Annotated in this window: 22 protein-coding genes and 2 pseudogenes; 13 read left to right on the top strand and 11 right to left on the bottom strand. The window is 70.9% G+C overall.

All coding sequences use genetic code 11. The features are described 5' to 3' along the window. From GTY47_RS41355 to GTY47_RS30725, 4 genes and pseudogenes are all read right to left on the bottom strand, one after another. A pseudogene (locus GTY47_RS41355) lies at positions 1-742 on the bottom strand (hypothetical protein); the annotation flags it as partial. Then, positions 724-1473 carry an ATP-binding cassette domain-containing protein gene (locus GTY47_RS30735; RefSeq protein WP_010044426.1) on the bottom strand — a complete coding sequence of 250 codons (750 nt, stop codon included), beginning with the start codon at positions 1471-1473 and terminating at the stop codon, positions 724-726. The pseudogene GTY47_RS41355 and the gene GTY47_RS30735, both read right to left, overlap by 19 nt. A 250-nt stretch (positions 1474-1723) precedes the next feature. Next, a complete protein-coding gene (locus GTY47_RS30730) occupies positions 1724-3085 on the bottom strand; it encodes an aspartate aminotransferase family protein (RefSeq protein ID WP_267880847.1) in 1362 nt (453 codons plus the stop codon). Between the two features lie 19 nt (positions 3086-3104). Then, entirely contained in the window at positions 3105-3620 is a 516-nt protein-coding gene (locus GTY47_RS30725) for an Lrp/AsnC family transcriptional regulator (RefSeq protein ID WP_010044422.1), read from the bottom strand. 164 nt (positions 3621-3784) lie between these two features. On the opposite strand from GTY47_RS30725, the gene GTY47_RS30720 reads away from it, so the two are divergent. The 3 genes from GTY47_RS30720 to GTY47_RS30710 all read left to right on the top strand — a co-directional run bounded on the left by GTY47_RS30720 (position 3785) and on the right by GTY47_RS30710 (position 7633). Continuing rightward, positions 3785-5224, top strand: coding sequence for a gamma-aminobutyraldehyde dehydrogenase (locus GTY47_RS30720; protein WP_010044420.1), 1440 nt, complete (start codon positions 3785-3787; stop codon positions 5222-5224). A 106-nt stretch (positions 5225-5330) separates the two neighbouring features. Then, on the top strand, positions 5331-5858 hold the full coding sequence (locus GTY47_RS30715; protein WP_010044418.1) for a hypothetical protein: 528 nt from the start codon (positions 5331-5333) through the stop codon (positions 5856-5858). Between the two features lie 128 nt (positions 5859-5986). Further along, entirely contained in the window at positions 5987-7633 is a 1647-nt protein-coding gene (locus tag GTY47_RS30710) for a sigma-70 family RNA polymerase sigma factor (RefSeq protein ID WP_010044416.1), read from the top strand. Here GTY47_RS30710 and GTY47_RS30705 read toward each other — a convergent pair. Both GTY47_RS30705 and GTY47_RS30700 read right to left on the bottom strand, forming a co-directional pair. Continuing rightward, positions 7578-8336 carry a glycerophosphodiester phosphodiesterase gene (locus tag GTY47_RS30705; RefSeq protein ID WP_010044414.1) on the bottom strand — a complete coding sequence of 253 codons (759 nt, stop codon included), beginning with the start codon at positions 8334-8336 and terminating at the stop codon, positions 7578-7580. The genes GTY47_RS30710 and GTY47_RS30705 overlap by 56 nt on opposite strands. Next, complete coding sequence (locus tag GTY47_RS30700) at positions 8321-9382, bottom strand: adenosine deaminase (RefSeq protein ID WP_010044412.1); 1062 nt, start codon at positions 9380-9382, stop codon at positions 8321-8323. The genes GTY47_RS30705 and GTY47_RS30700 overlap by 16 nt, the downstream gene beginning before the upstream one ends. Positions 9383-9616: 234 nt before the next feature. Here GTY47_RS30700 and GTY47_RS30695 point away from each other — a divergent pair, with 234 nt between their 5' ends. Then, positions 9617-10228 (top strand): DUF4190 domain-containing protein, encoded by a 612-nt coding sequence (locus tag GTY47_RS30695; RefSeq protein WP_010044410.1) that lies wholly within the window; start codon positions 9617-9619, stop codon positions 10226-10228. Between the two features lie 69 nt (positions 10229-10297). Continuing rightward, positions 10298-10762 (top strand): DUF4190 domain-containing protein, encoded by a 465-nt coding sequence (locus tag GTY47_RS30690; protein WP_010044409.1) that lies wholly within the window; start codon positions 10298-10300, stop codon positions 10760-10762. Positions 10763-10806: 44 nt separating this feature from the next. Here the strand turns inward: GTY47_RS30690 and GTY47_RS30685 are convergent, their stop codons facing one another. Further along, the gene (locus GTY47_RS30685; protein ID WP_040903765.1) at positions 10807-11376 is read right to left on the bottom strand and encodes an NADAR family protein; all 570 of its coding nucleotides are present in this window, start codon (positions 11374-11376) and stop codon (positions 10807-10809) included. A 200-nt stretch (positions 11377-11576) separates the two neighbouring features. On the opposite strand from GTY47_RS30685, the gene GTY47_RS30680 reads away from it, so the two are divergent. The 7 genes from GTY47_RS30680 (at position 11577) to GTY47_RS30650 (ending at position 19354) form a co-directional block, all read left to right on the top strand. Further along, the gene (locus GTY47_RS30680; protein ID WP_010044407.1) at positions 11577-13112 is read left to right on the top strand and encodes a gamma-aminobutyraldehyde dehydrogenase; all 1536 of its coding nucleotides are present in this window, start codon (positions 11577-11579) and stop codon (positions 13110-13112) included. A gap of 55 nt (positions 13113-13167) precedes the next feature. After that, entirely contained in the window at positions 13168-14415 is a 1248-nt protein-coding gene (locus GTY47_RS30675; protein WP_010044406.1) for a spermidine/putrescine ABC transporter substrate-binding protein, read from the top strand. Positions 14416-14420: 5 nt separating this feature from the next. Next, positions 14421-15584 (top strand): ABC transporter ATP-binding protein, encoded by a 1164-nt coding sequence (locus GTY47_RS30670; RefSeq protein ID WP_173937237.1) that lies wholly within the window; start codon positions 14421-14423, stop codon positions 15582-15584. Beyond that, a complete protein-coding gene (locus GTY47_RS30665; protein WP_010044403.1) occupies positions 15584-16513 on the top strand; it encodes an ABC transporter permease in 930 nt (309 codons plus the stop codon). Before GTY47_RS30670 ends, GTY47_RS30665 begins: the two co-directional genes overlap by 1 nt. Beyond that, positions 16514-17320, top strand: coding sequence for an ABC transporter permease (locus tag GTY47_RS30660; RefSeq protein ID WP_010044400.1), 807 nt, complete (start codon positions 16514-16516; stop codon positions 17318-17320). A gap of 12 nt (positions 17321-17332) precedes the next feature. Next, positions 17333-18760, top strand: coding sequence for an FAD-dependent oxidoreductase (locus tag GTY47_RS30655; RefSeq protein WP_010044396.1), 1428 nt, complete (start codon positions 17333-17335; stop codon positions 18758-18760). Between the two features lie 138 nt (positions 18761-18898). Then, a complete protein-coding gene (locus tag GTY47_RS30650; protein ID WP_010044394.1) occupies positions 18899-19354 on the top strand; it encodes a hypothetical protein in 456 nt (151 codons plus the stop codon). A 3-nt stretch (positions 19355-19357) separates the two neighbouring features. Here GTY47_RS30650 and GTY47_RS30645 read toward each other — a convergent pair whose 3' ends face one another. Next, positions 19358-20029 carry a phosphatase PAP2 family protein gene (locus GTY47_RS30645; protein ID WP_010044392.1) on the bottom strand — a complete coding sequence of 224 codons (672 nt, stop codon included), beginning with the start codon at positions 20027-20029 and terminating at the stop codon, positions 19358-19360. Between the two features lie 65 nt (positions 20030-20094). On the opposite strand from GTY47_RS30645, the gene GTY47_RS30640 reads away from it, so the two are divergent. Next, complete coding sequence (locus tag GTY47_RS30640; protein WP_010044390.1) at positions 20095-21822, top strand: acyltransferase; 1728 nt, start codon at positions 20095-20097, stop codon at positions 21820-21822. Positions 21823-21941: 119 nt separating this feature from the next. Here GTY47_RS30640 and GTY47_RS41350 read toward each other — a convergent pair. The 3 genes and pseudogenes from GTY47_RS41350 to GTY47_RS30630 form a co-directional block, all read right to left on the bottom strand. Next, positions 21942-22157 (bottom strand): annotated as a pseudogene (locus tag GTY47_RS41350) (phosphoesterase); the annotation flags it as partial. A 143-nt stretch (positions 22158-22300) separates the two neighbouring features. Then, complete coding sequence (gene gabT, locus GTY47_RS30635) at positions 22301-23635, bottom strand: 4-aminobutyrate--2-oxoglutarate transaminase (protein ID WP_010044388.1); 1335 nt, start codon at positions 23633-23635, stop codon at positions 22301-22303. Positions 23636-23740: 105 nt separating this feature from the next. Beyond that, positions 23741-24847: a hypothetical protein gene (locus GTY47_RS30630; protein WP_010044384.1), complete on the bottom strand. Its 1107-nt coding sequence runs from the start codon at positions 24845-24847 to the stop codon at positions 23741-23743. Between the last annotated feature and the right edge of the window lie 13 nt (positions 24848-24860).

The following is a 24860-nucleotide window of genomic DNA, read 5'->3' as shown; positions in this document are numbered from 1 at the left end:
CTTCGGCCGCTGCCGCGGCGGGGGCCCCCCCCGCCCGCGCGGGGGGCGGCCCGCCGTGCTGCGCGTTCTGCCCGGCCGACGTGGCCGGCTCGGGGGCACGACCGTCCGTGGGCAGGACGATCTGCCGGCCGAAACGGCCGTACGCCCCGAAGGTCTCGCGTGTGCTCGTGCTCCGGTACGTGCCGAAACGGCCGTACATCCCGGCCGGCCGCCGGGCCGGGGCCGGCGCCGCCTCCCGGGGCCGCAGCGCCAGCGCCACCGCCACCGACGCGGCTGTGGGCACGAGCGCGAGCAGCGTCAGGGCTCCCGGCAGCGGCAGCGGTTGGTCCGCCGCGAGGGACTCGGCGGCCGCGCCGTCGAACGGCATGCCCGTCAGGTCGCCGCGCAGGTGCAGGAAGAACAGCAGGGCCAGCATCGAGCCCAGCGTGCAGGACAGGGCCGTCGTCGTCGCCGAGACGGCCATCAGGCGCAGCGGGCCGAGTCCGATCGCGGAGAGGCCGGGGCGGGGCTTCGTAGCGGGGTCGGTGCGGGCCACCGCGACCGCGAAGTACACCGTGGCGGCCAGGGGAGCCACGCACCAGGCGAGCCGCAGCAGGGCGGCGCCGGTGGAACCGGGGTGGCCCAGCGCGTAGCCCAGGGCGCACAGCAACAGGAAACCCGTGCCCGCCGAGGCCGCCGCGACCAGGAGGCGGCGCAGCTGGAGGGCGGGGTGGGCGCCGCGGGTCAGACGGAGAGCGAGCACGCGGCCCGGCCTTCCGTCTCGGTGGGTCCGGCGACCGGCGGCAGGTGCACGGTCTGCACGCGCCGCCCGTCGAGCAGGGACACCGTGCGGTCGGCGAGCGCCGCGGTCTCCGCGTCGTGCGTGGCCAGGACGACCGTGATGCCGTGGGAGCGGGCCGCAGTGGTGAGCGTGCGCAGCACATGGGCGCGGTCGGCGCGGTGCAGGGGGGCCGTGGGCTCGTCGGCGAACAGCACCGACGGCGCGGGGGCGAGGGCGCGGGCGATGCACACCCGCTGCCGCTCGGCCTGCACCAGCTGGTGGGGACGTTTGCGAGCGCTCTCGCCGATGTCCAGGCGCTCCAGCCACTCCAGGGCCGCGGTCTTGGCGCGGCGCCGGCTGGTGCCGCGCAGCATCAGCGGCAGGGCGGTGTTCTCCCACGCGTTGAGCTCCGGCACCAGCACGGGAGCCGGGTCGATCCAGCCGAACCGGTCGCGGCGCAGCCGCTCACGGGTGAGGGGGCCCATGGTGTGCACGGGCACGCTGTTGAACCAGACCTCGCCGCGCCGGACGGGCACCAGGCCGGACAGGCACCGCAGCAGGGTGGTCTTGCCGCTGCCGCGCGGGCCGCTCACGGCGAGGATCTCGCCCTCCCGGACGCCGAGCGAGACACCGCTGAGCGCGGGGGAGCCGTCGTCGTGCTGGAAGTGCAGGGCGCGTGCCCAGAGCACGTCGTTGTCAGGCGGGGCCTCCATGGGCGTACACCTCGGTTCAGATCCGTAGTTCCCGTGCCAATCCCCCGTCCGGGGGAACGAAGGCAGGGCCGATCGGTCACTGGCACGCTAGGCAGTAGGCGGCGGGACGCCGGACAGCACGCGGCCCCGGGCCGCCGTTTCTCACTCGAACGGGGGGCACCGGGGCCGGTGTTGATCATCCAGACAGACGATCAGAACGACATGACGTTCAGGGTGACACTGACGATTCAGAACGACATCGGGAGCGACATCAGAGCTTCGTCCACGCCTCCGACAGCGTGGCGCGCAGGATCTGCTCGATCTCGTCGAACGTCGACTGGTCGGAGATCAGCGGCGGGGCGAGCTGGACGACCGGGTCGCCGCGGTCGTCGGCGCGGCAGTACAGGCCGTTCTCGTACAGCTTCTTGGAGAGGAAGCCGTACAGGACCCGCTCGGTCTCGTCCGCGTCGAAGGACTCCTTGGTGGCCTTGTCCTTGACCAGCTCGATGCCGTAGAAGAAGCCGTTGCCGCGGACGTCGCCGACGATCGGCAGGTCGTGGAGCTTCTCCAGGGTGGAGCGGAACGCGCCCTCGTTGTCCAGGACGTGCTGGGTGAGGTTCTCGCGCTCGAACAGGTCGAGGTTGGCGAGGCCCACGGCCGCGGAGACCGGGTGGCCGCCGAAGGTGTAGCCGTGCAGGAAGGTGTTGTCGCCCTTGTAGAACGGCTCGGCGAGGCGGTCGGAGACGACGCACGCGCCGATCGGGGAGTAGCCCGAGGTCATGCCCTTGGCGCAGGTGATCATGTCCGGGACGTAGCCGAACTTGTCGCAGGCGAACATCGTGCCCAGCCGGCCGAAGGCGCAGATGACCTCGTCGGAGACGAGCAGCACGTCGTACTGGTCGCAGATCTCGCGGACCCGCTGGAAGTAGCCGGGCGGGGGCGGGAAGCAGCCGCCCGCGTTCTGCACCGGCTCCAGGAAGACCGCGGCGACCGTGTCGGGGCCCTCGAAGAGGATCTGCTGCTCGATCTGGTCGGCGGCCCAGCGGCCGAAGGCCTCGGGGTCGTCACCGTGGATCGGCGCCCGGTAGATATTCGTGTTCGGGACCTTGTGGGCGCCGGGGACGAGGGGCTCGAAGGGCGCCTTCAGGGCGGGCAGTCCGGTGATGGACAGGGCGCCCTGCGGGGTGCCGTGGTAGGCGACCGCGCGGGAGATGACCTTGTGCTTGGTGGGCTTGCCGACCAGCTTGAAGTACTGCTTGGCGAGCTTCCAGGCGGTCTCGACCGCCTCACCGCCGCCGGTGGTGAAGAAGACCTTGTTCAGGTCGCCCGGCGCGTGGTGCGCGAGGCGCTCGGCCAGCTCGACGGCCTTGGGGTGGGCGTAGGACCACACCGGGAAGAACGCCAGCTCCTGCGCCTGCTTGAAGGCGGTCTCGGCGAGCTCGACGCGGCCGTGCCCGGCCTGCACCACGAACAGGCCGGCGAGACCGTCGAGGTAGCGCTTGCCCCGGTCGTCGTAGATGTACGTGCCCTCGCCCCGGACGATGGTGGGGACGGGGGACTTCTCGTACGACGACATGCGCGTGAAGTGCATCCACAGGTGGTCGTACGCGGTCTGGGAGAGGTCCTTGCTCACGGCTATCGGGTCCTCACGGTTATCGGGTTCCCCACATGTAGGTCTGCTTCTTGAGCTTGAGGTAGACGAAGCTCTCGGTGGAGCGCACTCCGGGGACGGCCCGGATGCGTTTGTTGATGACGTCCAGGAGGTGGTCGTCGTCCTCGCAGACGATCTCCACCATCAGGTCGAAGGAGCCTGCGGTCATCACCACGTACTCGCATTCGGACATGGCCGTCAGCGCGTCCGCCACCGACTCCACGTCGCCCTCGACGTTGACGCCGACCATCGCCTGTCTGCGGAATCCCACGGTGAGCGGGTCCGTGACGGCGACGATCTGCATCACGCCCTGGTCGAGCAGCTTCTGGACGCGCTGGCGCACGGCCGCCTCGGAGAGGCCCACGGCCTTGCCGATGGCGGCGTACGGACGGCGGCCGTCCTCCTGGAGCTGCTCGATGATGGCGAGGGAGACGGCGTCCAGCTGGGGACCGCCGTTCCTGGACTCGCGGGAGTCCCTCTGGTCTGCGCTTCGACTGGCCACGGGCTCACTGTGCACGAGGTCTCGACACTTCCGCAAGGTCTGATCGATGAAATCCGTTGTTTGTGTAGCTCGCATCTGCGGATTCCGCACGATCGAAGGGAGCGGGGGTGTTGAAAACGTGGACCGGCCGACTAGGGTGGGTGTCTCAAGTACTGGACATCCGAACTGGAGGGCCGGCAGTGAGCACCGAGCTGCGTCGTCTGCGCAACTACATCGGCGGTGAGTTCCGGGACGCCGCCGACGGACGGACCACCGACGTGGTCAATCCCGCGACGGGCGAGGCGTACGCGACCGCTCCGCTGTCCGGGCAGGCGGACGTGGACGCCGCGATGGCGGCGGCCGCCGAGGCCTTCCCCGGCTGGCGCGACACCACGCCCGCCGAGCGCCAGAAGGCCCTGCTGAAGATCGCGGACGCCTTCGAGGAGCGCGCCGAGGAGCTGATCGCGGCCGAGGTGGAGAACACGGGCAAGCCGGTCGGGCTGACCCGCTCCGAGGAGATCCCGCCGATGGTCGACCAGATCCGCTTCTTCGCGGGTGCGGCGCGGATGCTCGAGGGCCGCTCGGCCGGTGAGTACATGGAGGGCCTGACCTCCATCGTGCGCCGGGAGCCGGTCGGCGTCTGCGCGCAGGTCGCGCCGTGGAACTACCCGATGATGATGGCCGTGTGGAAGTTCGCCCCGGCGATCGCGGCGGGCAACACGGTCGTCCTGAAGCCGTCCGACACCACCCCGGCGTCCACGGTGCTGATCGCGGAGATCCTCGGCGGGATCCTGCCGAAGGGCGTCTTCAACGTCATCTGCGGCGACCGCGAGACCGGCCGCATGATGGTCGAGCACGAGATCCCGGCGATGGCCTCCATCACCGGCTCGGTGCGCGCCGGCATCCAGGTCGCCGAGTCCGCCTCCAAGGACGTCAAGCGCGTCCACCTGGAGCTGGGCGGCAAGGCGCCGGTCGTGGTCTTCGAGGACACCGACATCGCCAAGGCCGTCGAGGACATCTCGGTCGCGGGCTACTTCAACGCCGGCCAGGACTGCACGGCCGCCACGCGCGTGCTCGTCCACGAGTCCATCCACGACGAGTTCGTCTCCGCGCTGTCGAAGGCCGCCGCCGAGACCAAGACCGGGCAGCCGGACGACGAGGACGTGCTGTTCGGCCCGCTCAACAACCCCAACCAGCTCAAGCAGGTCGAGGGCTTCATCGAGCGGCTGCCCGCGCACGCGCGCGTGGAGACCGGCGGCAAGCGGGTCGGCGACAAGGGGTACTTCTACGCGCCGACCGTCGTCTCGGGCCTGAAGCAGGACGACGAGATCATCCAGAAGGAGGTCTTCGGCCCGGTCATCACCGTGCAGTCCTTCACGGACGAGGACCAGGCGGTGGAGTGGGCCAACGGCGTCGAGTACGCGCTCGCCTCCTCCGTGTGGACCAAGGACCACGGCCGCGCCATGCGGATGTCCAAGAAGCTCGACTTCGGCTGCGTCTGGATCAACACGCACATCCCGCTGGTCGCGGAGATGCCGCACGGCGGCTTCAAGAAGTCCGGCTACGGCAAGGACCTGTCGGCGTACGGCTTCGACGACTACACGCGGATCAAGCACGTGATGACGTCGCTGGACGCGTAGCACTCCCTTCGGTCGTGGCGGCCCCGGGCGCTGATGCGGCCCGGGGCCGTTCGTCTGCCCGCAGAACTGTTTTTGAACATGTTCAACATGGGCGTAGAGTGCCGCCATGAGCGACAGAGCCGCCCTGCTGAAGGGCATTCGCGCCTGGCTGGTCTTCTTCGTCGTGTGCCTGGTGCTCAGCGGCGCCACGGCCTTTCCCCTGGTGCACGAACTGCGCTGGACCGAGGAACTGCTGCGTGCGCTGTCCGTGGGGGACCACCTGCCCGGGCTGACGGAGTGGATCGAGCGGGTGCGGGCCGGGCTCGACGAGGCCGACGCCGAATACCCCTTCCTTCTCTATGGCACGGACTGGCTGGCCTTCGCACACCTGGTGATCGCGGTCGCCTTCTACGGGCCCTACCGCGACCCGGTCCGCAACATCTGGGTCGTCGAGTTCGGGATGATCGCCTGCGCGGGCATCGTTCCGCTCGCCCTGATCTGCGGGCCGTTGCGCGGGATCCCCTTCTGGTGGTCGGTGATCGACATGGCCTTCGGGGTGTTCGGGGTGATCCCCCTGTACGTCGTACGGCAGCGGATCAAGCGGCTGGAGGCGCTGACCGCGCCGGTGGCCGCCATCCCGGTGCCCGGCGGCTGAGAAAAACTGTTATCCCGAGAACCTTCACGCCGTCTCCCCGCCTGTGATCCCCCACATGGCCAAGACCACCGTCCTGCCTGAGAGGGTGCGTGCGGAAAAGTACTGATCTCAGCCGGCGAGAGGCCACCGTGGACAGTCAGCACTGGCGCGCCACCATCACGGCGGCGCAGTCCGGCGACCGGCAGGCGCTGGACGAGCTCGTCGCGGGCTGGCTGCCGCTGGTCTACAACATCGTGGGCCGGGCCCTGAACGGCCACGCCGACGTCGACGACGTCGTCCAGGAGACCATGCTGCGCGCGGTCGACAACCTCGGTTCGCTGCGCGACCCGGACAGCTTCCGGTCGTGGCTGGTGGCGATCGCCATGCGCCAGATACGCGACCGCGCCCGGCGCCGGACCCCGGAGCGGCTGGAGGAGTCGGCGGCCTCCGACTTCGCCGAACTGACCGTGCTGCGGCTGCAGTTGGAGGGGCAGCGGCGTGAGGTCGCCGAGGCCGTGCGATGGCTCGACGACGAGGACCGGCAACTGCTGTCGCTGTGGTGGCTGGAGGTCGCGGGCGAACTGACCCGCCGCGAACTCGCCGCGGCCGTCGGCATCACCCGGCAGCACGCCGCCGTGCGCGTGCAGCGGGTGAAGGAGCGCCTGGAGACCGCGCGCGGCATCGTCCGCGCCCTGGACGGCGCCTGCCCCGGCCTGCGCGAGCTGACCGGCCGCTGGAACGGCCGGCCCGACTCGGTGTGGCGCAAGCGGCTGGCCCGGCACATCCGCGGCTGCGGCTACTGCGGCGGCACCCGGGGGGAGACGGTCGTACCGGCGGAACGCCTCCTGGTCGGCATCGCGCTCGTCCCGCTGCCCGTCGGGTTCACCCTGTCGCTGGCCTTCGGCGGCAAGACGGCCGTGGCCGCCACCTCCGCCGGGTGGTCCGCCAAGCTGCTGGGCGCGCTCACCAAGCCGGCCGTCGCGATGACCGCCGGCGCGACGATCGTGGCGGGCGGCGCCTACGTCGTCACCCAGCCGCCGGACGCCCCGCCACCCCGGGCCGCCGTGACCCCCACGGCGACGGCCACCTCCGAACCACCGCCCTCGGCCACACCCACGCCCACCCCCACCCCCACGCCCTCGCCGACGGCGACGAAGAAGGCCGACCTGTACGGCACGGTCGTCGACGCCGTCGACCGCGCCCCCGACCCGGACGCCCGGCCCGCCGCCCTGCCGCGCCGCCCCGAGTCCGGCATCACCAGCACCGGCGGCCCGAAGGCCGTCATGCAGCACCGCGGCGACAGCGTGACGCTGAGCGGCCGGGGTTACGTCCTGGTCCGCTGGCAGATCTCGCCGAAGTCCCGGCCCGGCGCGCTGGTCATGCCCTCCTGGACCGGCCTCAAGGGCAAGCTGTTCCACGTGGCCTCCGGCGGCACGCGCCGCATGGACGACCCGCTGCCGGGTGCCCCGAACGGCTACGCCACCGGCATGGGCGGCCCGGACATCGGGTACGCGGTGCTGCCGCCCGGCACCCAGCAGATGTGGCAGAACGAGTACTTCTACCTCGACGGCACCGTCACCCTCACCCAGAACGAACGCGGCTGCGACTACGGCCTCATCGTCTTCCCGACCGACTGGGCGGCCGTGGACAAGGACGTCAACGTGGGCCCCGCCCAGGGCGCCATCCGCTACGGACTCGTCCGCGACACCGGCACGGACAGCGCGCCGGTGCCGCAGTACGTCACGCGTGCGACCCCGGCCGATCCGGCGACGGTCCCGCAGCGCTCGCGCGTGTAGCGCACAGCACGTCGATGCGGTTGGTCGTGATGGAGTCCACCCCGGCGCGCAGCAGCCGTCGCATGGAGCGGCGCGTGTCGGGGGTCCAGACGGACAGCAGGTAGCCGTCGCGGTGGACCCGCTCGGCCAGGGGCCGGTCCACCAGGCCGAAACGGTAGTTGAGCCAGCGCGGGCGGATCGCCTCCAGCAGGACGGGCCGGGGCGGGGCCAGCGTCGTCCAGGTGAGGGCGATCTCGGCGGCCGGGTCCGCCGCACGCACGGCGAGCATGGCGTCGGCGCCGGCGCAGTAGTAGACGCGGTCCGCCGCCCCGGACTCCCGTACGGCGTCCATCACCCGCCGCACCGCCCGCACGTCGGGGGAGCCGGGCAGGTCGATCATCACCCGGTGGCCGTCGGTCGCGGCCAGCGCCTCGGTCAGGGCCGGAACCCCGCCGCCGGTCAGCCCGCGCACCTCCTCCCAGGACAGCGCGAGCACCGGCCGCTCGTGTTCCCAGAGCCGCTTCAGCGTCCCGTCGTGCAGCAGCACCGGCACGCCGTCCCGGGTGAGCCGTACGTCGATCTCGACCGCGTCCGCGCCCCGGTCGAGCGCCGAACGCAGCGAGGCGACGGTGTTCTCGCGGTGGCGGTAGGGGTCGCCCCGGTGGGCCACGGCGGTCACGTGGCGTCCGGGGTGCTCGGGGGCGGGCGTCACCGGTCGAGCCACGCCGCGGTGTAGGTGTCGATCTCCTCCTTGATCCGGGCCTTGCCCGCCGCGTCCAGGAAGGACGCCTCCACGGCGTTCTTCGCCAGGTCGGCCAGGCCCCGCTCGTCGAGGTCGAGCAGCCGGGCGGCGACCGCGTACTCGTTGTCGAGGTCGGTGCCGAACATCGGCGGGTCGTCGGAGTTGATCGTGACGACGACCCCGGCCTCGGCGAACTCCTTGATCGGGTGCTCGTCGAGGGTGCGGACCGCGCGCGTGGCGATGTTGGAGGTCGGGCACACCTCCAGCGGGATCCGGTGCTCGGCGAGGTGCGCGAGGAGCTTCGGGTCCTGCGCGGAGCTGGTGCCGTGCCCGATGCGCTCGGCCCGCAGATGCGTCAGGGCGTCCCACACGGTCTGAGGGCCGGTGGTCTCACCGGCGTGCGGTACGGAGTGCAGCCCGGCGGCGATCGCCCGGTCGAAGTACGGCTTGAACTGCGGACGCGGCACGCCGACCTCGGGCCCGCCCAGACCGAAGGAGACCAGGCCCTCGGGGCGCAGCCGGTCGTCGGTGGCGAGCCTGGTCGTCTCCTCGGCGGCTTCGAGCCCCGCCTCGCCGGGGATGTCGAAGCACCAGCGCAGCACGGTCCCGAAATCGGCCTCGGCGGCCTTGCGGGCGTCCTCGATCGCGTCCATGAAGGCGCGCTCGTCGATGCCGCGGCGGGTGGAGGAGAACGGGGTGATGGTCAGCTCGGCGTACCGCACCTGCTGCCGGGCCAGGTCGCGGGCCACCTCGAAGGTCAGCAGCCGGACGTCCTCCGGCGTGCGGATCAGGTCGACGACCGACAGGTACACCTCGATGAAGTGGGCGAAGTCGGTGAACGAGAAGTAGTCGACCAGGGCGGCGGGATCGGTCGGGACCCTCGAGTCGGGGTGGCGGGCGGCCAGCTCGGACACGATCCGGGGGGAGGCGGAGCCCACGTGGTGCACGTGCAGTTCGGCCTTGGGCAGTCCGGCGACGAACGCCGTGAGGTCGCGCGGGGCGCGGGGGTCGACGAGATGCTGGGTCAAGGTTCCTCCCCGGAACGGCGCTCCTGCCGGCGCGTGGCGGGCGGGCGCGGGTGATCGGCTGATCGATGACTCGGCATCATCGTAGGCCGTGGTGCGGCGCCCCTTTGAGGGGAGCGGGCTGTCTCGATGTGCGGCTCCGCCTCGCGGGCGCGAACAACCCCGGGCACCCGCCCTGTGGCACGCACCCAACGGCCCCGTAGCATGGCGGCACGATCGACCCAGGGGGGATGCACCATGACGGACGCGACGCAACCAGACGGAGGCGGCGGCCACGACCCGTGGGCGCCCCCGGAGAACAAGACCTCGCTCGACAAGAACCAGACGCCGCCGCCGTCCGTGCACGACCAGGCCACGGTCACCTCGATGCCCAGCGCGGGTTTCACCCCACCCACCGGCACGCCCCAGTTCGACACCTCCGGCACCGGCGCTGTCCCGCCCCCGCCCGTCGCCCCCGGCGGCTACGGCTACCCCGGCTACCCCCAGGCAGGCTACGGCTGGCCCGGCATGCCCATGGCCCCCCAGAACGGCATGGGCATCGCCGCGATGGTGCTGGGCATCATCTCCTGCACGCTCTTCTGTCTGTACGGCGTGGTCTCCCTGGTCACCGGCATCCTCGCCGTCGTCTTCGGCATCAAGGGCCGCAAGCGCGCCGAGGCCGGCGTGGCCACCAACCACGGTCAGGCGCAGGCGGGCCTGATCATGGGCATCATCGGGATCATCCTCGGCATCACCGTGATCGTCCTGATCGCCGTCGGCATCACGGCCGCGATCAACAGCGACGACTTCGACGACGACCCGTCCTACGGCGCCCTGGGCCCCGTGGCCACCGCCGCGTCCCACCACTGAAACTCCCGTACTGCGCGGCGGTTTCGGCCACTACGATTCCCTGGTCTGACAACGGAGGGGAGATCGTCCATGTCCAACACCAACCCCACGCCCGGTGGGTTCGGTCCGCCGTCCCAGCCCCCGCAGCAGCCGGCCCCCGGCTACGGCTATCCGCAGCAGGGCGGCCCCGGCTACGGCTACCCCCAGGGCACCCCCGGTTACCCGGCCGCGCCCCCCGCGGGCTACCCCCAGGCGCCCGGCTACGCGATGCCCGCGCAGCCGAGCAACGGCATGGGAACCACGGGTCTGGTGCTGGGCATCATCGGTGTGGTGTGCAGCCTGACCTTCCTGCTGTGGTTCTTCGGCGTGATCCTGGGCATCCTCGCGATCATCTTCGGCGCCATCGGCCGGGGCAAGGCCACCCGAGGTGAGGCCACCAACAAGGGTGCGGCGACCGCCGGACTGGTCTGCGGCATCATCGCCACCGTGATCCTTCCGCTGCTGGGCTTCCTGCTCTTCGCCAGCATCATGGGCGGGCTCGGCGCGGCTGCCTGAAGCCGCTGCTTCACGGGGGCCGGTCCTGTGGGTCGGCCCCCGGCTCATGACCCGCGCAGCCGCTCGCGCGCCTCCATCAGCGCGAAGCCCAGCAGGTTCGGCCCCCGCCACCGCTCCGGATCCGCCGCCGCCTCGTCGTCCGCGGCCAGCCCGATGCCCCACACGCGGTCCACGGGACTCGCCTCGACCAGCACCCGGTCACCGGTGCCGAGCAAGAACTCCCGCAGCCCGGGATGCGCACCGAACTTGTGGACATTGCCCTCCACGACGATCCGGAACCGCTCCCGCTCCCATCTCGCCTCGTCGAACCCGCGCACGAGCCGCCCGGCCTTCTTCGCCTCGGCGGGATGCCCGGCGGCCAGGACGGCCCGCTCCGCCGCCGCGTCCTCGAAGAGCCGGGCCTTGCCCGCCATCATCCAGTGCTCGGCCGTCGCGTACTCCACGCCGTCCACCGTGAACGGCGCCGGCCACCACTGGCTCAGACAGCTCGCCCCGATCCGGCCGTCCGGCCGCGGCCGGTGCCCCCAGAAGTGCAGATACTTGATCCTGGCCCCCGCGCGGACCGCCTTGATCAAGGCGTCCCGGGAATGGACCGCCCCCGTGATCTCCTCCATGCACGCGAGTCTGGCACGCACCACTGACACACCGTCCTGCCGGGGTATGGCGGACTCGACACCTGGTCGACAGATTCCGTCGCGTAACCAAAAATCAACAACGGAATCCCTTGTTGGCGTGCCATACCTCTGTCAGGATCGGCACTCAAATCGAGCCTGAGCCACGCCGGCCCCACCGCGGGGACACGGAGGAGAGCGACATGCACAACCCTGGCAACGCCACCCCGGACCGATTCCCGGCCGAGGAGCGCTTCGCGGAGGGCGCGCAGTACATCGCCGGGCGCCTGACCAGGGGCACCTCGGGCCGCACGCACGCGGTCGTCGACCCGGCGTCGGGCGAGGAGGTGCTCCGCTACGAACTGGCGGGCACGGCCGACGTCGACCGGGCCGTGGCAGCCGCCCGCGCAGCCTTCCCGGGCTGGGCGGCGACCACACCCGGCGAGCGTTCCGACGCCCTGCACCGGTTCGCCGCGGTCCTGGCCGACCGTGCCGAGGACTTCGCCCGTGCCGAGTCGCTCCAGTGCGGCAAGCCGCTGAAGCTGAGCCGGGAGTTCGACGTCCCGGGGACGATCGACAACACCGCCTTCTTCGCCGGTGCCGCACGGCTTCTCCAGGGCCAGTCCGCCGGTGAGTACTCCGGAGACCACACGTCGTACGTCCGGCGCGAGCCCATCGGTGTCGTCGGCTCCGTCGCGCCCTGGAACTACCCCCTCCAGATGGCCGCCTGGAAGATCCTCCCGGCGATCGCCGCGGGCAACACCGTCGTCCTGAAGCCCGCCGAGCTCACCCCGCTGACCTCGCTGCTCTTCGCCCGGGCGGCCACGGACGCCGGGATCCCGGACGGCGTGGTCAACATCGTCACCGGCACCGGCAGGGAGGCCGGTGAGCACCTCGTCGGCCATCCCGACGTGGCCATGACCTCCTTCACCGGCTCCACCGCCGTCGGCAAGCGCGTCGCCGAGATCGCCACCGCCACCGTCAAGCGCCTCCATCTGGAGCTCGGCGGCAAGGCGCCCTTCGTGGTCTTCGACGACGCCGACCTGGAGGCCGCCGCCCACGGCGCGGTCGCGGGCGCACTCATCAACACCGGGCAGGACTGCACGGCCGCCACGCGCGCGTACGTGCAGCGACCGCTCTACGACGCCTTCGTGGAACGGACGGCGGCGCTCATGGAGACCGTCCGGCTCGGCGACCCCTTCGCCGCCGGCACCGACCTCGGACCGCTGATCTCGCACGTCCAGCGGGACCGTGTCGCCGGTTTCGTCGACCGGGCGCGCGCCTACGCGCGCGTGGTGACCGGTGGGGAAGCACCGGAGGGCGAACTCGCCAAGGGCGCCTACTACCGGCCCACCCTCATCGCCGACGCCGCCCAGGACAGTGAGGTCGTCCAGTCGGAGATCTTCGGACCCGTCCTGGTCGTGCTGCCGTTCGACACCGACGACGAGGGGATCGCGCTCGCCAACGACACCCCGTACGGGCTGGCCGCCTCCGCGTGGAGCCGGGACGTGTACCGGGCGAACCGGGCCACCCGCGAGATCAAGGCGGGCTGTGTGTGGGTCAACGACCACATCCCGATCATCAGCGAGATGCCGCACGGCGGCTACAAGTCCTCCGGCTACGGCAAGGACATGTCCGCGTACTCGTTCGAGGAGTACACCCAGATCAAGCACGTCATGTTCGACAACACCGCGGTGGCCGCGAAGGACTGGCACCGCACCGTCTTCGGGGACCGATAGCCGTAGCAGGCCGCCTGACCAACGGCCGCCCACCCTCCGAAAGGGCACCACGCGCATGGAGCAGTACGAGCCCGACCGCCTGTCCCCGGCCCAAGTGGCCGCCATGCGGCGCAGTTTCAGGAACGGCAGGGCCGCCCTCACCCGGCGGTCGCTGCTGCGCGCCTCCGCGGGCGGGGCGCTGGCGGTCGGCGGACTCGGGACGCTGAGCGCCTGCGGCATCCCGGCGGCGGGCCGGTCGCAGGGCGGCGTCCCGGCAGAGGACCACTCGGCGAAGGAGAAGACGGTGAGCTTCTCCAACTGGACCGAGTACATGGACGTCGACGACAGCGGCAAGCACCACCCGACGCTGGAACAGTTCACGAAACGCACCGGCATCAAGGTCAAGTACACCGAGGACATCAACGACAACAACGAGTTCTTCGGCAAGATCAAGCCGCAGCTCGCGGCGGGCCAGGACACCGGCCGTGACCTGATCGTCCTCACTGACTGGCTGGCCGCCCGCCTCATCCGCCTGGGCTGGGTGCAGAAGCTGGACCCGGCCAACCTGCCGCACGCCTACGCCAACCTGTCGGCCCAGTTCCGCAGCCCCGACTGGGACCCGGGCCGCGCCTACTCGTACGTCTGGCAGGGCATCTCCACCGTCATCGCGTACAACAAGAAGGCCCTCGACGGCGTCGAGGTGACGTCGATATCCGACCTGCTCGACAACCCCAGGCTCAAGGGGCGGGTCGGCTTCCTGTCGGAGATGCGCGACAGCGTCGGCATGACGCTGCTCGACATGGGCAAGGACCCGGCGAAGTTCACCGCCGACGACTACGACGCGGCCATCGCCCGCCTCCAGAAGGCCGTCGACAAGGGCCAGATCCGCCGCTTCACCGGCAACGACTACACCTCGGACCTGACCAGCGGCGACTTCGCCGCCTGTGTCGCCTGGGCCGGTGACGTCGTGCAGCTCAAGGCGGACAGCCCCGACATCGACTTCCTCATCCCGGACAGCGGCTACATGACGTCGACCGACAACCTGCTGATCCCCAACAAGGCCCGTCACAAGACCAACGCCGAGCGGCTCATCGACTTCTACTACGAGCCGAAGCCGGCCGCCGAACTCGCCGCGTACATCAACTACGTGTGCCCCGTCGACGGGGTGAAGGCCGAGCTGGAGAAGATCGACAAAGACGCGGCGAACAACCCGCTGATCATTCCCGACAAGGCCATGGCCGCGAAGTCCCATGCCTTCCGCTCGCTGAGTGCGAAGGAAGAGACCGAGTTCGAAGCGAAGTTCGCGAAGCTGACGGGGGCGTGACCACCATGACGAACACAACGGACCCCACCGGTGACGTCCGCCTCGCGGGCATAGCCAAGAGCTACGGCGCCTTCACCGCCGTGCACCCGCTCGACCTGACCGTCCCGCAGGGCTCCTTCTTCGCCCTGCTCGGCGCCTCCGGCTGCGGCAAGACCACCACCCTGCGCATGATCGCCGGTCTGGAGGAACCTTCCGCCGGCACCGTCTCGCTGGGCGGCCAGGACGTGACCGCGCTCCCGCCGTACAAGCGGCCCGTGAACACGGTCTTCCAGTCGTACGCCCTCTTCCCGCACCTCGACATCTTCGAGAACGTCGCCTTCGGACTGCGCCGGCGCGGCATGAAGTCCGTGAAGAAGCAGGTCGAGGAGATGCTCGACCTCGTCCAGCTCGGCGAGCAGGCACGCAAGAAGCCGCACCAGCTCTCCGGCGGTCAGCAGCAGCGCGTCGCCGTGGCCCGCGCGCTGATCAACCACCCCAAGGTGCTCCTCCTCGACGAGCCGCTTGGCGCCCTCGACCTGAAGCTGCGCCGCCAGATGCAGCTGGAACTCAAGCGCATCCAGACCGAGGTCGGCATCACCTTCATCCACGTCACGCACGACCAGGAGGAGGCCATGACCATGGCCGACACGGTCGCCGTGATGAACGCGGGTCGCGTCGAGCAGCTCGGCGCGCCGGCCGACCTCTACGAGAACCCGCGCACCACGTTCGTCGCGAACTTCCTCGGCACCTCCAACTTCATCGAGGCCGAGGTCGACTCCAAGAGCGGTGAGGAGATCGTGCTGAAGGCGGGCGGGGGCAAGCTCGTCCTGCCCGAGGCGCGCTGTTCGGCGGCCGCGAGCACCGGCGGCAAGGTGCTGGTCGGCGTCCGCCCGGAGAAGATCTCCCTCACCCACGCGGACGACGCCGGCGAGATACCCGAGGGCCGCAACCGCATCACCGGGACGATCTCGGACTCCAGCTTCATCGGTGTCTCCACGCAGTACGTCGTCGACAGCCCGGTCTGCTCCGACTTCGAGGTCTACGCCCAGAACATCGACCGCGACCCCCGCCTGGTGCCCGGCGCCGAGGTCGTCCTGCACTGGAACCCGGCCCACACCTTCGGCCTGGACGCCGCCCAGTCCGTGTTTGCCGGGACAGAGGGCTCCGCCGGAGCGGAAGAGGCGGCCTGATGTCGACACTCACCGAAGCGCCACCGCCGCTCGTGCCCCAAGCCCCCGAGCCGGAACCCCCGAAGCGCAGGGGCCGCTGGACGCCGTACTGGCTGCTGCTGCCCGGCATCCTCTGGCTGGTCGTCTTCTTCGCGCTGCCGATGATCTACCAGGCCTCCACGTCCGTGCAGACGGGCTCCCTGGAGGAGGGCTACAAGGTCACCTGGCACTTCGCCACGTACTGGGACGCGCTCACCGCGTACTGGCCGCAGTTCGTCCGGTCGGTGCTCTACGCGGGCACCGCGACGATCCTGTGCCTGCTGCTCGGCTACCCGCTCGCATATCTGATCGCCTTCCGCGCGGGCCGCTGGCGGAACCTGATCATGATCCTGGTGATCGCGCCGTTCTTCACCAGCTTCCTGATCCGCACCCTGGCCTGGAAGACGATCCTCGCGGACGGCGGCCCGCTCGTCGGCGCGCTCGACACGCTGCACGTCCTGGACGTCACCAACTGGCTCGGCTGGACCGCCGGCGACCGCGTCCTGGCCACGCCGCTGGCGGTGGTCTGCGGACTGACGTACAACTTCCTGCCGTTCATGATCCTTCCGCTCTACACCTCGCTGGAGCGCATCGACGGCCGGCTCCACGAGGCCGCCGGCGACCTGTACGCCCGTCCCTGGACGACCTTCCGCAAGGTCACCTTCCCGCTGTCGATGCCGGGTGTCGTCTCCGGCACGCTGCTGACCTTCATCCCGGCCAGCGGCGACTACGTCAACGCCGACCTGCTCGGTTCCACGGACACCCGCATGGTCGGAAACGTCATCCAGACGCAGTTCCTCAGAGTGCTCGACTATCCGACGGCCGCGGCGCTCTCCTTCATCCTCATGGCGGCCATTCTCCTCATGGTCACCCTCTACATCCGCAGGTCCGGGACGGAGGATCTGGTCTAAATGCCCTTCGTCAACTGGCTGAAAAGAAATCTCGTCGTCATCGCGGGACTGCTGACACTCGGCTATCTGCTGCTGCCGAACGTCATCGTCACGGTGTTCTCCTTCAACAAACCGAAGGGGCGCTTCAACTACGAATGGCAGCAGTTCTCCCTGGACGCGTGGAAGGATCCGTGCGGCGTCTCCGACCTGTGCGGCTCGCTGTCGGTCAGCCTCCAGATCGCGTTCTGGGCGACCCTCGGCGCCACCCTCCTGGGCACGCTCATCGCCTTCGCGCTGGTCCGCTACCGGTTCCGCGCCCGCGGCGCCGTGAACTCGCTGATCTTCCTGCCGATGGCGATGCCCGAGGTCGTCATGGCCGCCTCGCTGCTCACCCTGTTCCTCAACATGGGCGCCCAGCTGGGCTTCTGGACGATCCTCATCGCGCACATCATGTTCTGCCTGAGTTTCGTCGTCACGGCCGTCAAGGCACGCGTGATGTCGATGGACCCGAAACTGGAGGAGGCGGCGCGGGACCTGTACGCGGGCCCGTTCCAGACGTTCGTCCGGGTCACCCTGCCGATCGCGGCGCCGGGAATCGCGGCGGGCGCCCTGCTCGCCTTCGCCCTCTCCTTCGACGACTTCATCATCACCAATTTCAACGCCGGCTCGACCGTCACCTTCCCCATGTTCGTCTGGGGCTCGGCGCAGCGCGGAACGCCCGTCCAGATCAACGTCATCGGCACGGCCATGTTCATCGTCGCCGTACTGCTCGTCCTGGCTTCCATGGCCGTCGGCAATCGCCGCAACAGACAGAAGGCACAACCGTAGGGAGTTGACATCATGGCCCCGAGCGCCATGAACCAGCGGAACACGTGGATTCGTTCGCTTTCCGACGCCCAGCCGGTCCCGTACTGGCTGGACGACCCCGGCCGGCCCCGCCCCGAACCCGCCCTCACCACCTCCGAGACCTGCGATCTGCTGGTCGTCGGCGGCGGTTACAGCGGACTGTGGACCGCGCTCATCGCCAAGGAACGCGACCCGCGGCGGGACGTGGTGCTGGTGGAGGGCCGCGAGGTGGGCTGGGCCGCCTCCGGTCGCAACGGCGGATTCTGCGCCGCCTCCCTCACCCACGGCCTGCCCAACGGCCTCGCCCGCTGGCCCGACGAGATCCACAAGCTCCAGGAGCTGGGCGCCCGCAACCTCGACGCGATCGAGGCGGCGGTCGCCCGGCACTCCCTCGACTGCGACTTCGAACGCACCGGCGAGATCGACGTCGCCACCGAGCCCTACCAGGCGACGGAACTGCGCGCCTGGCACGAGGAGACGGTTCGCCGGGGCCTCGCCGACGACGTCGAGTTCCTGGACACCGAGGCGGTCCGGGAACAGGTGGACTCACCGACCTTCCAGGCGGGCCTGTGGGACCGCAGAGGCGTGGCCATGCTGCATCCCGCGAAGCTCGCCTGGGGCCTGAAGCGGGCCTGCGCCGAACTGGGCGTCCGCGTCTACGAGCACACCCCCGCCCTCACCCTGAAGCCGTACGGCCCCGGCATGGCCGTGCGCACCCCCTACGGCCGGGTCCGCGCCCGCCAGGTCGCCCTCGGCACGAACATCTTCCCGAACCTGGTCCGACGGGTCCGCTCGTACACCGTCCCGGTCTACGACTACGCCCTGATGACCGAGCCGCTCAGCGACGCGCGACTGGCCTCGATCGGCTGGCACAACCGCCAGGGCCTCGGGGACTCGGCGAACCAGTTCCACTACTTCCGCCTGTCCGCCGACAACCGGATCCTCTGGGGCGGCTACGACGCGATCTACCCCTACGGCGGCCGCGTCCGCGCCGAGTACGACGACCGCCCGGAGACCTACGCCAAGCTCGCCGCACACTTCTTCACCTGCTTCCCGCAACTGGAGGGCGTCCGCTTCACCCATGCCTGGGGCGGCGCGATCGACACCTGCTCCCGCTTCTCGGCGTTCTTCGGCACCGCTCACCAGCAGAAGGTCGCGTACGCGGCGGGCTACACCGGTCTCGGTGTCGGTGCCACGCGCTTCGGTGCCGAGGTGATGCTGGACCTGCTGTCCGGCGAGCGCACGGAGCGCACGGAACTGGCGATGGTCCGCAAGAAGCCCCTGCCCTTCCCGCCGGAACCCTTCGCCTGGACGGGCATCGCCCTCACCAAGTGGTCCCTGGCCCGCGCGGACGCCCAGGGCGGCCGCCGCAACCTGTGGCTGCGCACGATGGACCGGCTGGGGCTCGGCTTCGACAGCTGAACCCGCGGGTGTGAGACGGTTCACTCCAACGAGGGGCCACAACCCGCGTAATGACCGCACGGAGACCTCCCTCTCCCTCGGGACGCCCTGCGCGTTCCGCGAGATTCACGGGATTCACGAGAGAAGGAGGTCTTCCTGATGACCGGTGCGAAGACGGCGATCGAGTGGCTCGCATCCGTCGCACCCGATCCCGAGGCCTGCCGCCGGGAGTGGGAGCGCAACCCGCTCGGGGTGGCGCTGCTGCCCGCCGGCGGCGCCTGGGACGTGCTCATCCTGCCCGCCGAACTCGGCTACGCCACGCTCGACGTGCTCAGCCGCGTCCTCGACCAGCCGGGCCCCGTGCTCGTCGACTTCGGCGACGCGCGCATGGGATTCTTCGTGCCGCCGGGCACCGCGGCCCGCTGGCTCGGCACGGGCATCCGCACGGCGGGCGCCGGCACCTGGATCGTCGTGCCTTACCCAGGCCGTTCCGCACCCGGCGGCATCCGCTGGCTCGTCCCCCCGGACGGCTCGGGCACCCTGACGGACCCGGCCCTGCTGGAACTCGCGATGCACGAGGCGGCGGCGGGACTGGCCACGGAGCACGGCGATTAGGGCCTACCGGGGCTGTTCGGGCGGTGTCGTCCGTCTGAGGAACAGCCACAGCGACGACAGCAGCACCGCGCACAGACACCAACTGGCCACCACGTCCAGCGGCCAGTGGTAGCCATGGCGGACCAGACCGTAGCTCGTGCCGAGTACGAGGGCGAGGCAGGCGGTGGCCAGGGCGCGGCGGGCGAAGGGGGTGCGGAGCCGGGGGAGCAGGAGCAGGGTCGCGCTGCCGTAGGCGATGGCGGCCGTGGCGGTGTGGCCCGAGGGGTAGTAGCCGGTGCCGGGCGGGACGGCCGGGGTGCCCGCGCGGTCCGTGAGTTCCTTGAGCGGGACGATCAGTGCCGGGACCAGCGCCATGAGGAGGACCGCGGCGGTGACGGGCAGCCACCAGCGGTCCGTACCGCGGGTCCGCAGCGCGAGGTATCCGAGGGCGACGGCGAGGACCGGGAGCGCGACCTGGACGTTGCCGAGGTCGGAGAGGAACTCGGACGGACCGTCCGGGTGGACGAGGCCGCGGCTGACGCGCTCGTCGAGGCGGACGAGCGGGCCGTCCGCTACGACCTGCCAGGTGATCAGCGCGAAGAGGAGCGCGGGGATGCCGAGCAGGAGGGCCGGGAAGCGCGGGTGCCGCGCGGTGGTGGCGGGCTCGTCGAGATCCTGGTTCCCGGAGATCGGCATGGGGCTTAGCTTGGCACGGGCACGGATATCCCCTGTCCACCCGCGCGACCCCACTGGAGGATCACGTGAGCCAGCCCCAGAGCGACGACGACGGCCTCCTCGACCACTGTCCGTGGCTCTACGCCGAGCAGGCGTCGGAGGGGCAGCGCGCGGCACAGGAGCAGCGGCAGAAGCGGCTGCTCGGGGTAGCGGGGGCGGGAGCTGCGTCCGTGCGGCTCGGCGAGGGCTGCTTCGTCGCGGAGACGGCCGCCGTGTACCCGGAGCACCTGTCCCTGGGCGACCGGTCGTACATCGCGGCCCACGCCTACGTCACCGGCGACATACGCACCGGCGCCGACTGCACGATCAACCCCTTCACCGTGGTGCGCGGCACCGTCACCCTCGGCAACGGGGTGCGCGTCGGCGCCCACAGCTCGCTGCTCGGCTTCAACCACGGGTCCGCGCCCGACCTGCCGGTCCATCAGCAGCCCGTCACCAGCCGGGGGATCACGGTCGGCGACGACGTGTGGATCGGCTCCCACGTGGTCGTCGTCGACGGCGTCACCATCGGAGACCACTGCGTCATCGGCGCCGGCGCGGTCGTCACGAAGGACCTGCCGGCGTGGACGGTGGCGGCCGGCAATCCGGCCCACCGGATCCGCGACCGGCGGGACCCACGGCGGCCCGCAACGCGCTCAGCGGCCCCGCACCCCGCCCAGGAGCGGCCGGCGCTCGTCGGTGAACTGTCCGCGTTCGCCGCCGCCGCCCGCGCGCAGGCCGCCGGCCTGCTCGACCGCTGCTGGCAGCCCGACAGCGGCCGGTACGTCGACCGGCCCGGTGCCGAGCCGACCGTGCGGGCCCACTGCGACGCCGTCGAGATCGCCGAGCTGCTGCTCGGGGCAGCGCCGCCCCAGTTGCCCGCCGCCGAGCACACGGCACGGCTGCGTGCGCTGCAGGACCCCGTCACCGGGCTGGTCCCCGAGTTCGGCTCGGCACCGCCGCTCCCCGGCCCGGCCGGGCTGCCGGAGGACGGGGCCTCGGCGTACCACGTGCTGTGTGCGGGCTACGCGCTGGACCTGCTCGGCAGTTCCTTCGCCCACCCGGTCCACACCGTGCGCACCACCACGGCGGAGCAACTGGTCGGGCACCTGGCCGGGCTTCCCTGGTCCGACCGTGCCTGGCACGCCGGGGCGTGGGTCGATTCCTGGGCCACCGCCGCGCACTGGAACCTGCGTCTCGGTACGGAGGCCGCCGTGCCCGGGGCACTGGAGGCGCTGTTCGGCTGGCTGCACACGCATGCCGACCCCTGGACGGGCATGTGGGGCTCACCCACGCTGGAGTCCGGACGCCTCCAGATGGTCAACGGCTACTACCGGCTCACCCGCGGCTCCTTCGCCCAGTTCGGGCTGCCCGTACCGTACGCGGAGCGCGTGATCGACACGGTTCTCGACCACGCGCGCGACGCCCGCCACTTCTCGCCCGGCCGGGAGAACGCCTGCAACGTCCTGGACGTGATCCACCCCTTGTGGCTCTGCGCCCGGCAGACCACCCACCGCGCCGAGGAGGCCCGTTCCTGGGCGTCGGCCCAGCTCAGCACCGCCCTGCGCCGCTGGCAGCCGGGCCGGGGCTTCCCCTTCGGCCCCACCCCCGACGGCACCGGCCCGGGCCGTGACCCCGGCCTCCAGGGCACGGAGATGTGGCTCGCCATCATCTGGCTGCTCGCGGATCTCCTCGGGTTCGCGGACGCCCTGGGATACCGCCCGCGCGGGATACACCGCCCGGAACCGGCTCCGCCCGCGGTACGAACGGCATGACGGGCCGGACTCGATGGGCCGGGCAGGCCGCGCCGCGGATACGCCGGCGGAAGGGTGCGGAAAGGCGCGGAAAGGCCGCCACAGAGGATGTGACGCCGCGAAGGCTCGGAGAGGGAGGTCGGCCGCCCCGGAACAGGGGGGGTAGTTCCGGGGCGGCCGTCCGGACCGGATCGTCGCGCGCCCCGGGGGGTTTGGGGCGGGCGACTGTCCGATCGGTGAGGAGATCCAGAGCCTCAGGCTCCGGTTGTGTGCGCGAGGGCACGACCAGGTCGAAGCTGGGGAGGCCCCGGCCTGATGTCACCCACAGTCCCCTGTGGGCGGGGTGTATCTCTCATCTGGGTAGAACCTACGACAGGGGCTGGGCGGAGGACAGGCCGTAGCGCCCCCTGTCATCCACCTCGCACACCTTCTTCACACGCTCTGCCGCTCGCCACCCCGGGAAGCGGAACGCGAGCGGTTCACCTGCCCCGATGCCGGCTCAGATGCGCGCGAAGGCCTGCTCGATGATGTCGAGGCCCTCGTTCAGCAGCTCCTCGCCGATCACCAGCGGGGGCAGGAAGCGGAGCACGTTGCCGTACGTGCCACAGGTCAGGACCAGCAGGCCCTCGGCGTGGCAGGCCTTGGCGAGCGCGGCGGTCGCCTCGGGGTGGGGCTCCTTCGTCGTACGGTCCTTGACCAGCTCGATGGCGATCATCGCGCCCCGGCCACGGACGTCGCCGATGATGTCGAACTTGTCCTGCATGGCGGAAAGGCGCGCCTTCATCACGGACTCGATGTTCTTCGCCCTGGCGTTGAGGTCGAGCTCCTTCATGGTCTCGATCGCGCCCAGGGCGCCCGCGCAGGCGACCGGGTTGCCGCCGTAGGTGCCGCCCAGGCCGCCGGCGTGCGCGGCGTCCATGATCTCGGCGCGCCCGGTCACGGCGGCGAGCGGCAGACCACCCGCGATGCCCTTGGCGGTGGTGATCAGGTCCGGGACGACGCCCTCGTCCTCACAGGCGAACCACTGCCCCGTGCGGCAGAAGCCGGACTGGATCTCGTCGGCGACGAAGACGATGCCGTGGTCGGAGGCGAACGTGCGGATCGCCGGCAGGAAGCCCTTGGCCGGCTCGATGAAACCGCCCTCGCCGAGCACCGGCTCGATGATGATCGCGGCGACGTTCTCCGCGCCGACCTGCTTGCTGATCTGGTCGATGGCCTGCGCGGCGGCCTCGGGACCGGCGTTCTCGGGACCGGTCGGCCAGCGGTAGCCGTACGCCACGGGCACGCGGTACACCTCGGGCGCGAAAGGCCCGAAGCCGTGCTTGTACGGCATGTTCTTGGACGTCAGCGCCATGGTCAGGTTGGTCCGCCCGTGGTAGCCGTGGTCGAAGACCACGACGGCCTGCCGCTTCGTGTACGACCGCGCGATCTTCACGGCGTTCTCGACGGCCTCGGCGCCGGAGTTGAACAGCGCGCTCTTCTTGGCGTGGTCACCCGGGGTCAGCTCGGCGAGCGCCTCGGCGACCTCGACGTACCCCTCGTACGGCGTGACCATGAAACAGGTGTGGGTGAAGTCGGCGAGCTGCGCGGACGCCCGGCGCACGACGGCCTCCGCGGACGCGCCGACGGAGGTCACGGCGATGCCCGACCCGAAGTCGATCAGCCGGTTCCCGTCGACGTCCTCGATGATCCCGCCACCGGCCCGCGCCGCGAACACGGGCAGCACGGAGCCCACACCCTGCGCGACCGCGGCGGTACGGCGGGCCTGCAACTCCTGCGACTTCGGTCCGGGAATGGCGGTGACGACGCGACGCTCCTGCGGAAGTGCGGTCATGCGGGGCTCCTGGGGTGGTGCGGACGAATGTGTACAGCCACTTCGCTTCTTTTCTCGCAGGCTAGGACGGGGGGAGGGGGGTGGGCATGCTCCATGTGGGCGTTGTCAGGTGGGCGTGTTGTCCGTGGTGGACATGGCGACGCGGACAGGCCTGGCGCCGCCGGGGACGGAGACGACACAGCGGCGGTGTGGATGGCCCGCGATCCAGAGCTGGGTGACCCCTGCGCCCAGCTGCGTGTGCGGCGGGGGCAGCAGAGTGCGGTCGCCGACGTGGATCAACTGCGCCTTGCCGCGGCTGCGGATCTCGCAGTCGACGAGGCGCCAGGGATGCCCGGCCAGGGTCCCGGCCATGCGGCGGTTGGCGACGATCAGGAAGACATGAAACGGGAGCAGGGTCACCTCGAACAGCAGGGCCAAGGCGAACAGGCCGACCTTGTCGCTGTCCCCGCCGGCGACCACGGCGATCTGCATGGTCAGGACGGCCGGCCAGACGAGGACGAGAACGATGAGGAGGCGGACGAGGCGGCGGCGCACTGTGCGGGCCGTGGGCGGATGGGAGAGGGCGCTGCGGGACGGGTGCGGGAGGGGCACGTCCGTCCGGGCAGCGTGCTCGGGCAGCAGTGAATGCCGCAGGTACTGGTGGCGCAGTCGGCGCGGGGCCCGCTCCTTGGCCCGGGACGCGGCGATGACCACCTCGTCGCCGGGGAGGCCGCAGTACCAGAGCCGGGCGATCTGCGCCCGGCGTTCGGCGGGGGCGTCCGGCTTCATACGACGGACCCACCACAGGGGCGCGCGGCTGATCAGCGGCACCTGCCGTTCGGGCGCAGCGGGGTCGGGGACCTCGAACCAGGCGGCGCTCACGTCCCGGGCCTTCGGGTGGTCCGACACGCCGCGCGGTGGGTCCTCTGCGATCTGCCAGGGATGGGCCCGCAGGAGCCGCCGCACCCGCCAGGCGTTCGGCAGCTCGGCCAGAAGCTGTAGAGGTACCCCGAAGGCGCTGTAGGCGAAGAACGCGATGGTCAGCAGGACCACCTGCTCGCGCACCGCAACGGTGGTGCCCGCGTACCAGACCCACCAAGCAGCGCAGAGGCCGACCACCAGCAGGCTCCTGACCGTCTGCCGCCACCAGGCCCTGCGCGTCGCCGTGTCGTTCCAGGCCACGCTCGCGGTCTGCGTGAAGTCCTGGACGCTGGAGGGAAGTTGCTCGGTCACCGGGGCGTCTCCG

Source organism: Streptomyces sp. SID5464 (assembly GCF_009862985.1).
Taxonomy (GTDB): Bacteria; Actinomycetota; Actinomycetes; order Streptomycetales; family Streptomycetaceae; genus Streptomyces; species Streptomyces chartreusis_D.
This window is presented reverse-complemented; position numbering and strand designations above follow the sequence as displayed.

Excerpts from the sequence above, each read along its gene's own strand:
- GTY47_RS30660 (WP_010044400.1), top strand. The coding sequence starts at position 16,514 with ATGCCCTTCGTCAACTGGCTGAAAAGAAATCTCGTCGTCATCGCGGGA.
- GTY47_RS30650 (WP_010044394.1), top strand. The coding sequence starts at position 18,899 with ATGACCGGTGCGAAGACGGCGATCGAGTGGCTCGCATCCGTCGCACCC.
- GTY47_RS30735 (WP_010044426.1), bottom strand. The coding sequence starts at position 1,473 with ATGGAGGCCCCGCCTGACAACGACGTGCTCTGGGCACGCGCCCTGCAC.
- gabT (WP_010044388.1), bottom strand. The coding sequence starts at position 23,635 with ATGACCGCACTTCCGCAGGAGCGTCGCGTCGTCACCGCCATTCCCGGA.
- GTY47_RS30670 (WP_173937237.1), top strand. The coding sequence starts at position 14,421 with ATGACGAACACAACGGACCCCACCGGTGACGTCCGCCTCGCGGGCATA.
- GTY47_RS30655 (WP_010044396.1), top strand. The coding sequence starts at position 17,333 with ATGGCCCCGAGCGCCATGAACCAGCGGAACACGTGGATTCGTTCGCTT.
- GTY47_RS30645 (WP_010044392.1), bottom strand. The coding sequence starts at position 20,029 with ATGCCGATCTCCGGGAACCAGGATCTCGACGAGCCCGCCACCACCGCG.
- GTY47_RS30695 (WP_010044410.1), top strand. The coding sequence starts at position 9,617 with ATGACGGACGCGACGCAACCAGACGGAGGCGGCGGCCACGACCCGTGG.
- GTY47_RS30690 (WP_010044409.1), top strand. The coding sequence starts at position 10,298 with ATGTCCAACACCAACCCCACGCCCGGTGGGTTCGGTCCGCCGTCCCAG.
- GTY47_RS30680 (WP_010044407.1), top strand. The coding sequence starts at position 11,577 with ATGCACAACCCTGGCAACGCCACCCCGGACCGATTCCCGGCCGAGGAG.
- GTY47_RS30715 (WP_010044418.1), top strand. The coding sequence starts at position 5,331 with ATGAGCGACAGAGCCGCCCTGCTGAAGGGCATTCGCGCCTGGCTGGTC.
- GTY47_RS30685 (WP_040903765.1), bottom strand. The coding sequence starts at position 11,376 with ATGGAGGAGATCACGGGGGCGGTCCATTCCCGGGACGCCTTGATCAAG.
- GTY47_RS30675 (WP_010044406.1), top strand. The coding sequence starts at position 13,168 with ATGGAGCAGTACGAGCCCGACCGCCTGTCCCCGGCCCAAGTGGCCGCC.
- GTY47_RS30665 (WP_010044403.1), top strand. The coding sequence starts at position 15,584 with ATGTCGACACTCACCGAAGCGCCACCGCCGCTCGTGCCCCAAGCCCCC.